The following is a 10,908-nucleotide window of genomic DNA, read 5'->3' as shown; positions in this document are numbered from 1 at the left end:
GCTCCCTTTCCCCTCGTCCCCTTTGGGGGAGAGGGTTGGGGTGAGGGGGAATGCTTTTGATCTTCAGATGCGGAAGCTGCCAACCAATTGCTTCAGACGCGAAGCCTGCTGCTCCAGATCCGAGCACGCGCGCAACGTCGCCTGCAGGTTTTCCACACCTTCCTGATTCAGCGTGTTGATCTCGGTGATATCGACATTGATCGACTCAACCACCGCCGTCTGCTCTTCGGTCGCGGTCGCCACCGACTGGTTCATCCCGTCGATTTCACCAATGCGCTGCGTCACGCTGTTCAGGCGTTCCCCGGCGAGATTGGCGATTTCCACGCTGTCCTGGCTGTGGCGCTGGCTGTCGCTCATGGTGCTGACCGACTCGCGGGCGCCGACTTGCAGCTCCTCGATCATGGTCTGCACTTGTTGCGCCGATTCCTGGGTACGGTGCGCCAGATTACGCACTTCGTCCGCCACCACCGCAAATCCGCGCCCGGCCTCACCGGCGCGCGCCGCTTCAATCGCCGCATTGAGCGCCAGCAGGTTGGTTTGCTGGGAGATGCTGGTGATCACTTCGAGAATCTGGCCGATGTTCACGGTTTTGCTGTTCAGCGATTCAATATTGCTGCTCGAGGCACTGAGCATGCTCGACAGCTGATTCATTGCCTTGATGCTGCGATCCACCACTTGCTGGCCGTCTTCGGCCAGACCACGGGCATCACTGGCCTGGTTCGACGCCTGCGCCGCATTGCGGGCGATTTCCTGGGCGGCGGCGCCTAGCTGGTTGATGGCCGCCGCGACACTGCTGGTGCGCGAAGCCTGCTGATCGGAGTTGTACATCGACGAGTTCGACGCCGCGACCACACGCAGCGCGACTTCGTTGACCTGCCCGGTGGCCGACGACACTTCGCGGATCGAGCCGTGGATGCGCTCGACGAAACGGTTGAAGGCATTGCCGAGTACACCGAACTCGTCCTGACTCTGGATGGTCAGGCGTTTGGTCAGGTCGCCTTCGCCGTCGGCGATGTCTTCCATCGCGCGGGTCATGACGTGCAGTGGCTGGATCAGCAGGCGGATCAGCATGCCGAGCAGGGCGATGATGATTGCCACTGCGATGACCGTGGCGATCACCGCCGAGGCACGGAATTCGCTGAGCATCGAGAAGGCTTTGTCCTTGTCCACCGACAGACCGATGTACCAGTTCACCGACGGCAGGCCTTTGATCGGCGCGAAAGTGACGATGCGGGTCTTGCCGTCGACAGTGACTTCACTGAAGTCGCTGCTGATGCGCGGAGTGTCCTGCGGATAGGCTTCTTTGAGTGACTTCATCACCAGCGCCTTGTCCGGGTGCACGAGGATCTTGCCGTCGGCGCTGACCAGGAACACGTAACCCATGCCGTCGAAATCCCGGGCGGCGAGGGTGTCGACCAGCGATTGCAGGCTCAGGTCGCCGCCGACCACACCGACGCTCTGGCCGGCCTTTTTCGAGGCCGTGGCAATGGAAATGATCAACTGGCCGGTGGCGGCGTCGATGTACGGTTCGGTCAGGGTTGAGGTGCTGCTGCTTTCTGCACCTTTATACCAGGGGCGCACGCGCGGATCGAAACCGTCGGGCATCTTCACGTCCGGGCGGATGGTGAAGTGGCCGGTGGCATCACCCAGGTAGGTGGCCATGAACGTCGAAGTCAGGGTTTTCTGTTCCAGCAGGCTGGCGACGTTGGCGGGTTCGGGGTTGATGGCGATGTTCTGGGCAGCGTTCTCGACCAGCAGAATGCGCCCGCTGAGCCAGGTCTGGATGTTACCGGCGGTGACCTCGCCCATCTCGTTGAGGTAGTTGTTCAGGTCATCACGGATCGCATTGCGCTGAAGCCAGTCGTTGTACAGCGTGAACGAGGCAAAGGCAGCGATGACGATGAGGGCGGCGGCAAGCAAAATTTTATGGCTGAAACGCAGATTTTTGTTCATGGCTTGGGGTTCCGCTAAGGTCTTAATGTCCAGGGCGTGCTTTTATAGAAGCGCGCAAAATGGGCAAGGGTGAAAGCAAGCTGATATTTCCGTCTCTCCTTAGGGAAATGTCTGTCCTGACTTGTGGTCGGGTCTTACACCTCTTTGTATCGGCCATGCGAAATCAAAGATTAACCATTGGGTGACAAAATGCCTGACTCATCGCAACTCGTAATCGGCGCCGATCTCGCGGGGCAACCGATTGCCCAGGCCATGCGCCTGGCCAACCGCCACGGCCTGGTCGCCGGTGCGACCGGCACTGGTAAAACGGTGACCTTGCAGCGCCTCGCCGAGGCGTTCAGTGATGCCGGGGTCGCGGTGTTTGCCGCCGACATCAAAGGTGACCTGTGCGGTCTCGGTGCCGCCGGCAACCCGCAAGGCAAGGTTGCCGAGCGCGTCGCCGGTATGCCGTGGCTCAACTACAAGGCGCAGGCGTATCCCGTGACGTTGTGGGACATCCATGGTGAGTCCGGTCATCCGTTACGCACGACATTGAGTGAAATGGGCCCGCTGCTGATTGGCAGTCTGCTGGAACTCACCGACAGCCAGCAGTCGGCGCTGTACGCGGCCTTCAAGGTCGCTGATCGTGAAGGTTTGCTGCTGCTGGATCTGAAGGATCTGAAAGCGCTGCTCAACCACCTCAAGGACAATCCGCAGCTGCTGGGCGAAGACGCGGCCCTGATGACCACCGGTTCCAGTCAGGCCTTGCTGCGCCGCTTGGCGACCCTTGAACAGCAGGGCGCCGAAGCCTTGTTTGGCGAACCGGCGCTGCAACTCGAAGACATCCTGCAACCAGCGGCTGATGGCCGTGGGCGCATTCATCTGCTCGATGCCAGCCGTCTGGTGCACGAGGCTCCGAAGGTCTATGCGACGTTCCTGCTGTGGCTGCTGGCCGAGTTGTTCGAGCAACTGCCGGAGCGTGGCGATGCCGACAAGCCGTTGCTGGCACTGTTTTTCGATGAGGCGCATTTGTTGTTCGGCGATACGCCAAAGGCTTTGCAGGAACGCTTGGAGCAGGTAGTGCGGTTGATTCGTTCGAAAGGGGTTGGGGTGTATTTCGTCACCCAGTCGCCGGCGGATCTGCCCGATGATGTTTTGGCGCAACTGGGCCTGCGCATCCAGCACGGTTTACGGGCGTTCACCGCCAAAGAGCAGAAATCCCTGCGGGCGGTGGCGGACGGATTCCGGCCGAATCCGGCGTTCGACAGTTTGTCGGTGCTGACTGAATTGGGAATCGGCGAGGCGCTGGTGGGTACGCTGGCCGAGAAAGGTACGCCCGAAATGGTTCAACGCGTGCTGGTCGCGCCACCGCAATCGCGGATCGGCCCGCTGACCGAGACCGAGCGGACGATGTTGATCGCCGGTTCGCCGTTCAAGGGACGGTACGACAAGCCGATCGATAGAGAGTCGGCTTATGAAATTCTGATGGGACGCAAAGGGCTGGCGCCTGAGGCAGAAGTACCGGCCGGCAAACCGGCGGTTGAAGAGCCAAGTCTTGCCGACAGGGCAGGGGAGTTTCTCGGCACGGCGGCGGGGCAGGCACTGAAATCGGCGATGCGCCAGGCCGCCAATAACCTTGGCAAACAACTGGTACGCGGCTTGATGGGTTCCCTGCTCGGGAGCAGCAAGCGCCGTTAATTCGGGTGGGATGCAGATCAAAATGTGGGAGCGGGCTTGCTCGCGAAGGCGTCCTGTCAGTCAGCGACCGCTTTCGCGAGCAAGCCTGAAGGTCAGGACTTGGCTTTTGCGTGCGCCGCCAGTCGTTCCAGCGCTGCCCGCAGAGCCGGATCACTGATGCCGTCGGCGGTGGCTTGAATCGTCGCCGCGGCATCCGTCGACAGATCCATGGTGTGCCCGGTCGCGCCGTGCTGGACGGTTGGCGGCTGCACCTTGAACAGAATCCGCGTCAGGCTGGCGAACTCATCAAACATCACCAACTGACGCTGCAGACGTTTTTGTTGATAACGCAGGCGCGTCGCCCAGTGGCCATCGGTGACAATCAGCAACAGGCTGCCTTCACGCCACGATGCGACATGACAATGCTCGCGGGCGGCGGGTTGTAGCTGGCTCTCGAGCAGGCGCTGCAAATGCCCAAGTCGTTGGGCATGGCCGAGGATGGCTTTGAGCGGTTTGGCTTCGCGTAGCAGAACGGCGGGTGCTCTGGCCGTAAGAGGGCGAAATGCCATGATCGAACACCTGAAGTAACAGAAACGCCATGGTAGCAGAAAGGCCGATATCACTCGCCCATTGCTTTTGCCTCCGCTTTACCCATTAAATCAACGACTAACTTCTTCCTTGTATGACTTGAAGTTGAGCAAAACGCCCCTATTTTAAGTGAGCCCCGTCAAAGCGCAGTGCCAGCATCGTGGAATATCGCCACTTTCCTCACTTCCGTTTCCGGGTAGAATGCTCGTTCGCATGCGGCCATGAGGGCTGCACGGGCGACGCTCACGGGGCCGCCCTCCATCCCTTTAGTGTGGAAGATCCTGCCGATATGTTTGCGCCTTTGTTAAAGAAACTTTTTGGAAGCAAGAACGAGCGTGAAGTCAAACGCATGCTCAAGACGGTGCAGCTCGTCAATGCCTTCGAAGAGCAAATGGTGGCCCTTTCGGACGATCAATTGCGCGCCAAGACCGCTGAGTTCAAGGCCCGCATCGCCAAAGGGGAAACCCTCGACAAGCTGTTGCCGGAAGCCTTCGCGGTCGCCCGTGAAGCCGGTAAGCGCGTCATGGGCATGCGCCACTTCGACGTGCAACTCGTCGGCGGCATGACCCTGCACGAAGGCAAGATTGCCGAAATGCGCACCGGTGAGGGTAAAACCCTCGTGGCAACCCTGGGCGTTTACCTCAACGCACTGTCCGGCAAGGGCGTGCACGTTGTGACGGTGAACGACTACCTGGCCCGCCGTGACGCCAACTGGATGCGCCCGCTGTATGAATTCCTCGGCCTGTCGGTCGGCGTCGTGACGCCGTTCCAGCCACCGGAAGAGAAGCGTCTGGCGTACGCCGCCGATATCACCTACGGCACCAACAACGAATTCGGGTTCGACTACCTGCGCGACAACATGGCGTTCAGCATGGAAGAAAAATTCCAGCGTGAACTCAATTTTGCCGTGATCGACGAAGTCGACTCCATCCTCATCGACGAAGCGCGTACCCCGCTGATCATTTCCGGTCAGGCCGAGGACAGCTCCAAGCTGTACATGGAGATCAATAAACTGATCCCGCAGCTGGAACTGCACGTTGAAGAAGTCGAAGGCGAAGTCACCAAGGCTGGCCACTACACCGTTGACGAGAAGACCCGTCAGGTCGAACTCAATGAAGCCGGTCACCAGTTCATCGAAGACATGCTCACCCGCGTCGGCCTGCTGGCTGAAGGCGAGAGCCTGTACTCGGCGCATAACCTGGGCCTGCTGACCCACGTGTATGCCGGTCTGCGTGCGCACAAGCTGTTCAACCGCAACGTTGAATACATCGTGCAGGACGGTCAGGTCGTGCTGGTCGACGAACACACCGGTCGTACCATGCCGGGCCGTCGCCTGTCCGAGGGCCTGCACCAGGCCATCGAAGCCAAGGAAGGTCTGAACATTCAGGCCGAGAGCCAGACCCTGGCCTCGACCACCTTCCAGAACTACTTCCGTCTGTACACCAAGCTGTCCGGCATGACCGGTACCGCTGACACCGAAGCGTTCGAATTCCACCAGATCTACAATCTGCCGGTCATGGTCATTCCGCCGAACAAACCGTTGGCGCGTAAGGACTACAACGACCTGGTGTTCCTCACTGCCGAAGAGAAGTACGCGGCAATCGTGGCGGACATCAAGGAAAGCATGGCCGCTGGCCGTCCGGTGCTGGTGGGTACGGCGACCATCGAAACCTCCGAGCACATGTCCGCACTGCTCGTGAAGGAAGGCATCGAACACAAGGTTCTGAACGCCAAGTTCCACGAAAAAGAAGCTGAAATCATCGCGCAGGCCGGTCGTCCGGGCGCCCTGACCATCGCCACCAACATGGCTGGTCGTGGTACCGACATCCTCTTGGGCGGTAACTGGGAAGTTGAAGTCGCATCGCTGGAAAACCCGACCCCTGAGCAAATTGCCCAGATCAAGGCCGACTGGCAGAAGCGTCACCAGCAAGTGCTGGAGTCCGGCGGTTTGCAGGTGATCGCGTCCGAGCGTCACGAATCCCGTCGTATCGACAACCAGTTGCGTGGCCGTGCCGGCCGTCAGGGCGATGCCGGTTCGAGCCGCTTCTACCTGTCGCTCGAAGACAGCCTGATGCGCATCTTCGCTTCTGACCGAGTGAAGAACTTCATGAAAGCCCTGGGCATGCAGCCGGGCGAAGCGATCGAGCACCGCATGGTGACCAACGCGATCGAGAAGGCGCAGCGCAAGGTTGAAGGCCGCAACTTCGACATTCGCAAGCAACTGCTCGAGTTCGACGACGTCAACAACGAACAGCGTAAAGTGATTTATCACATGCGTAACACGTTGCTGGCCGCCGACAACATTGGCGAGACCATCGCCGACTTCCGTCAGGACGTGCTCAACGCTACCGTCAGCGCCCACATTCCGCCGCAATCGCTGCCAGAGCAGTGGGACGTGGCCGGTCTGGAAGCGTCGATTGCCAGTGATTTCGGCGTGAAACTGCCGATCCAGCAATGGCTCGACGAAGACGATCATCTGTACGAGGAAACCCTGCGCGAGAAGCTGATGAACGAGCTGATCGCCGCGTACAACGAGAAAGAAGACCAGGCCGGTGCCGAGGCACTGCGCTCGTTCGAGAAACAAATCGTTCTGCGCGTTCTGGACGACCTGTGGAAAGACCACCTGTCGACCATGGATCACCTGCGTCACGGTATCCACCTGCGTGGCTACGCCCAGAAAAACCCGAAACAGGAATACAAGCGCGAGTCGTTCACGCTGTTCTCCGAGCTGCTGGATTCGATCAAACGCGATTCGATCCGTGTGCTGTCGCACGTTCAGGTTCGCCGCGAAGATCCGGAAGCCGAGGAGCAACGCCTGCGTCAGGAAGCCGAAGCACTGGCCGCCCGCATGCAGTTCGAACACGCCGAAGCGCCTGGTCTGGAGCAACCGGAAGCACTGGGTGAAGAGGTCGATGTGGCTCTCGCCACCGCCCCGGTTCGCAACGAGCAGAAGCTGGGCCGTAACGAACTGTGCTACTGCGGTTCGGGCAAGAAATTCAAGCATTGCCACGGGCAGATCCAGTAAAACCCGTTTCAATCGCTGAAATACCCGCGCCGCGACCGGCTTCTGCCGTCGCGGCGTTTTGCCATTTAAACCACCGCCATCACTGTGAGCGGTGCTGACATCATTGAGTAAGGAGCGCATTCATGGCTGTTGGTCTTGGTCCTTTGCCAACGTTGCACCCGGTTGCCGGTTTTGAACTCGGTATCGCCTCGGCCGGCATCAAGCGCCCAGGGCGCAAGGATGTCGTGGTGATGCACTGCGCCGAAGGTTCCACCGTGGCGGGCGTGTTCACGCTGAACGCCTTTTGTGCAGCGCCGGTGATCCTGGCGAAAAAACGCGTGCAAAACCCTGTTCGTTACCTCTTGACCAACACCGGCAATGCCAACGCCGGCACCGGCGAGCCTGGACTGGCGGCTGCCGAGCGCACCACCGCGAAACTGGCTGAGCTGACCGGCGTTGCGGCGGATCAAGTGCTGCCGTACTCCACGGGTGTGATCGGCGAGCCACTGCCGGTCGAGAAGATCGAAGGCGCACTGCAAGCCGCGCTGGACGACCTCTCGGAAAACAACTGGGAAGCGGCCGCCACCGGCATCATGACCACTGATACCTTGCCAAAGGGCGCAAGCCGCCAGTTCCAGCATGACGGCGTGACCATCACTGTCACCGGCATCAGCAAGGGCGCGGGCATGATCCGCCCGAACATGGCAACCATGCTTGGTTACATCGCCACCGACGCCAAAGTCTCGCGTGAGGTGCTGCATAACCTGATGCTCGACGGTGCCAACAAGTCGTTCAACCGTATCACCATCGACGGCGACACCTCGACCAACGACTGCTGCATGCTGATCGCCACTGGCAAGGCTGCACTGCCGGAAATCACCCGTGCCGAAGGCGAGCTGTTTGCCAAATTGAAGCAAGCGGTGTTCGAGGTGTGCATGGACGTGGCCCAGGCCATCGTGCGCGACGGCGAGGGCGCGACCAAGTTCGTCACGGTTGAAGTCAATGGCGGCGGCAACCACCAGGAATGTCTGGACGTTGGCTACACCGTGGCGCACTCGCCGCTGATCAAAACCGCACTGTTCGCTTCCGACCCGAACTGGGGCCGCATTCTTGCTGCCGTGGGCCGTGCCGGTGTGCCGGATCTGGACGTGAGCAAGATCGACGTGTTCCTTGGCGAAGTGTGCATCGCCAGCCGTGGCGCTCGTGCCGCGACCTACACTGAAGCGCAGGGTGCAGCGGTGATGCAGCAGGAAGAAATCACCATTCGCATCGAACTGGGTCGTGGCGATTGCAGCGAAACCATCTGGACCACCGACCTGTCGCATGAGTATGTGAAGATCAACGCCGAATACCGCACCTGATCCCTGCCGAAGGAGGAGGTCTGCGGACCTCCTTTTCTTCTGTCCCATGAAAGGACCCGAACATGAGCCTTCACCTGATCATCGGCGACAAGCTGCTTTCCTCCTGGTCTCTGCGCGCCGCACTGGCCGTTGAACTGACCGGTGCGCCCTACAACGAAGAACTGATCAAGCTCGGCACCCCCGGCACTCGCGAACAACTGCTCAAACATTCGCCGACCGCCAAGGTTCCGCTGCTGAAAACCACCCGCGGTACCATTGCCGACTCACTGGCGATTGCCGAATACCTCGCCGAGCAGTTCCCGTCCGAACAGCTCTGGCCCAGCGATGTTTTTGCCCGTGCCCAGGCCCGATCCGCCTGCGCGCAGATGCACAGCGGCTTCTTCGCGATGCGCAATCACATGCCGTTTAACCTCAGTCACGACGCGCCACTGAATCCGCAGCCGCCGGAAGTGAAAGTCGATATCGAGCGCATGCTCGCGCTGTGGGCTGAATGCCGTGCCGCCGCGACCGAAGACGGGCCGTACCTGTTTGGTCGTGTGAGCCTGGCAGACGCATTCTTCGCGCCGATTGCCGTGCGCCTGCGCACCTATCAGGTGAAGCTGCCTGCTGCCGACGAAGCTTATGTTGAAACCGTCTACCAATGGCCGGCCTTCAAGGCATGGCAGAAGGCTGGACTGGAGGAGTTGACCCCGTGAAACGCGTACACGTCGCGGCTGCCGTCATTCGTGACGACAGCGGCAAAATCCTCATTGCCCGCCGTGCCGACACGCAGCATCAGGGCGGTCTGTGGGAGTTTCCGGGCGGCAAGGTCGAGGCTGACGAGTCAGTCGAAACTGCGCTGGCCCGTGAGCTACACGAAGAGTTGGGCATTGTCGTTGGCGCTGCCCGTCCGCTGATCAAAGTGCGTCACGACTACCCCGACAAACAGGTATTGCTGGATGTCTGGGAAGTCTCGAACTTCAGCGGCGAGCCTCACGGTGCCGAGGGCCAGCCATTGGCCTGGGTCACCGCGAAAGAGCTGGCGGACTATGAGTTTCCGGCCGCCAATCAGCCGATCGTCGCGGCGGCGCGTTTGCCCGCTGAATATCTGATCACCCCGGAACACCTCGAAGCGCCGGCATTGCTGCGTGGCATCCAGAAGGCAATCGCGGGCGGGATCAAACTGATTCAGCTGCGCGCACCGAATGGTTACGACCCCAAATATCGCGATCTGGCAGTGGATGCGGCGGGTCTGTGTGCCGGCAAGGCACAACTGATGATCAAAGGGCCGTTCGAATGGCTCGGCGATTTCCCTTCTGCCGGTTGGCACATCACCTCCGCTCAGTTGCGCAAATACGCCGAAGCGGGGCGCCCGTTACCGGCGCAACGCTGGCTGGCGGCGTCCTGCCATAACGCTGAAGAGCTGGCACTGGCCGAGAAGATGGGTGTGGACTTCGTGACGCTGTCGCCCGTGCAGCCAACGCTGACGCACCCGGACGCGCAGCCGTTGGGCTGGGAGCAGGCGTCGACCTTGATCGAAGGTTTCAGCAAACCGGTGTTTCTGCTCGGCGGCGTGGGTCCGGCTGAGCGGGAAAAGGCCTGGGGCTGCGGGGCTCAGGGTGTAGCGGGGATTCGGGCGTTCTGGCCTGAGACCTGATTGTGTGTAGAGGCTGATGGCCTCTTCGCGAGCAAGCCCGCTCCCACAGTTGATCGAGTTCTTCCAGTAGGAATGCAATCAATTGTGGGAGCGGGCTTGCTCGCGAAGGCGTCCTGACAGGCACTACTGATCTGAAGGTTTCGCTGCCGGCTGCCACAAAATTTCGGCAATCCCCTGCCGCCTCGCAATCAATCGCGCCGCCACAAACAACAAATCCGACAACCGATTGATGTAAGCCAGGCCAACCCCGGCCAACGGTTCAAGCGCATTCAAGTGCTGACAGCGCCGTTCGGCACTGCGCGCCAGACTCCGGCAAACATGCGCTTGTGCGATCAGCATCGAACCGCCCGGCAGAATGAAATTCTCCAGCGGCCCCAACTCTTCATTCCAGACATCGATCGCCGCTTCCAGCCGTTCGATTTCTGCCGCGTTCAGCGCCCGATATTCCGGCATCGCCAATTCGCCGCCAAGGTCGAACAGCCGATGCTGACAAGGCGCCAATACATCGATCAGTTCACTCAAGCCCGGAAGTCGCTCGCGCTCGGCGATCAAGCCTGCGAGCAACACGCCCACCTGACTGTTCAGCGTATCGACCTCGCCGATTGCCTCGATGCGCGGGTGATCCTTGGGCACGCGGCGGCCATCGCCCAGGCCGGTTTCGCCTTTGTCGCCGGTGCGGGTGTAAATCTTCGACAAGCGAAAGCCCATGG

The 10,908-nt window shown here is 60.4% G+C and carries 8 protein-coding genes and 1 pseudogene; 5 read left to right on the top strand and 4 right to left on the bottom strand.

Annotated elements, in window-relative coordinates:
• Positions 1 to 63: 63 nt before the first annotated feature.
• Together F2P67_RS28070 and F2P67_RS28065 are read right to left on the bottom strand one after the other, a co-directional pair.
• Positions 64 to 828, bottom strand: a complete 765-nt coding sequence (locus F2P67_RS28070; RefSeq protein ID WP_371043227.1) for a methyl-accepting chemotaxis protein — start codon at positions 826 to 828, stop codon at positions 64 to 66.
• 93 nt (positions 829 to 921) lie between these two features.
• A pseudogene (locus F2P67_RS28065) lies at positions 922 to 1,953 on the bottom strand (HAMP domain-containing protein); the annotation flags it as partial.
• A gap of 189 nt (positions 1,954 to 2,142) precedes the next feature.
• Here F2P67_RS28065 and F2P67_RS08135 point away from each other — a divergent pair.
• On the top strand, positions 2,143 to 3,630 hold the full coding sequence (locus tag F2P67_RS08135) for a helicase HerA-like domain-containing protein (RefSeq protein WP_166219236.1): 1,488 nt from the start codon (positions 2,143 to 2,145) through the stop codon (positions 3,628 to 3,630).
• Positions 3,631 to 3,722: 92 nt separating this feature from the next.
• On the opposite strand, the gene F2P67_RS08130 is transcribed toward F2P67_RS08135, so the two are convergent.
• Positions 3,723 to 4,178: a DUF721 domain-containing protein gene (locus F2P67_RS08130; RefSeq protein ID WP_166219234.1), complete on the bottom strand. Its 456-nt coding sequence runs from the start codon at positions 4,176 to 4,178 to the stop codon at positions 3,723 to 3,725.
• Positions 4,179 to 4,486: 308 nt separating this feature from the next.
• Between F2P67_RS08130 and secA the strand changes: the two genes are divergently transcribed.
• From secA to F2P67_RS08110, 4 genes are all read left to right on the top strand, one after another.
• Complete coding sequence (gene secA, locus F2P67_RS08125; RefSeq protein ID WP_166219232.1) at positions 4,487 to 7,222, top strand: preprotein translocase subunit SecA; 2,736 nt, start codon at positions 4,487 to 4,489, stop codon at positions 7,220 to 7,222.
• 122 nt (positions 7,223 to 7,344) lie between these two features.
• On the top strand, positions 7,345 to 8,562 hold the full coding sequence (gene argJ, locus F2P67_RS08120; RefSeq protein ID WP_166219230.1) for a bifunctional glutamate N-acetyltransferase/amino-acid acetyltransferase ArgJ: 1,218 nt from the start codon (positions 7,345 to 7,347) through the stop codon (positions 8,560 to 8,562).
• Positions 8,563 to 8,624: 62 nt separating this feature from the next.
• A complete protein-coding gene (locus F2P67_RS08115) occupies positions 8,625 to 9,257 on the top strand; it encodes a glutathione S-transferase family protein (RefSeq protein WP_166219228.1) in 633 nt (210 codons plus the stop codon).
• A complete protein-coding gene (locus F2P67_RS08110; protein WP_166219226.1) occupies positions 9,254 to 10,198 on the top strand; it encodes a Nudix family hydrolase in 945 nt (314 codons plus the stop codon). The genes F2P67_RS08115 and F2P67_RS08110 overlap by 4 nt, the downstream gene beginning before the upstream one ends.
• A gap of 123 nt (positions 10,199 to 10,321) precedes the next feature.
• Here the strand turns inward: F2P67_RS08110 and F2P67_RS08105 are convergent, their stop codons facing one another.
• A complete protein-coding gene (locus tag F2P67_RS08105; protein ID WP_166219224.1) occupies positions 10,322 to 10,906 on the bottom strand; it encodes a cob(I)yrinic acid a,c-diamide adenosyltransferase in 585 nt (194 codons plus the stop codon).
• Between the last annotated feature and the right edge of the window lie 2 nt (positions 10,907 to 10,908).

This window comes from Pseudomonas atagonensis, from assembly GCF_011369485.1.
Taxonomy (GTDB): domain Bacteria; phylum Pseudomonadota; class Gammaproteobacteria; order Pseudomonadales; family Pseudomonadaceae; genus Aquipseudomonas; species Aquipseudomonas atagonensis.
The sequence above is the reverse complement of the archived record's forward strand: the minus strand, read 5'-3'. Positions and strand labels throughout refer to the sequence as shown.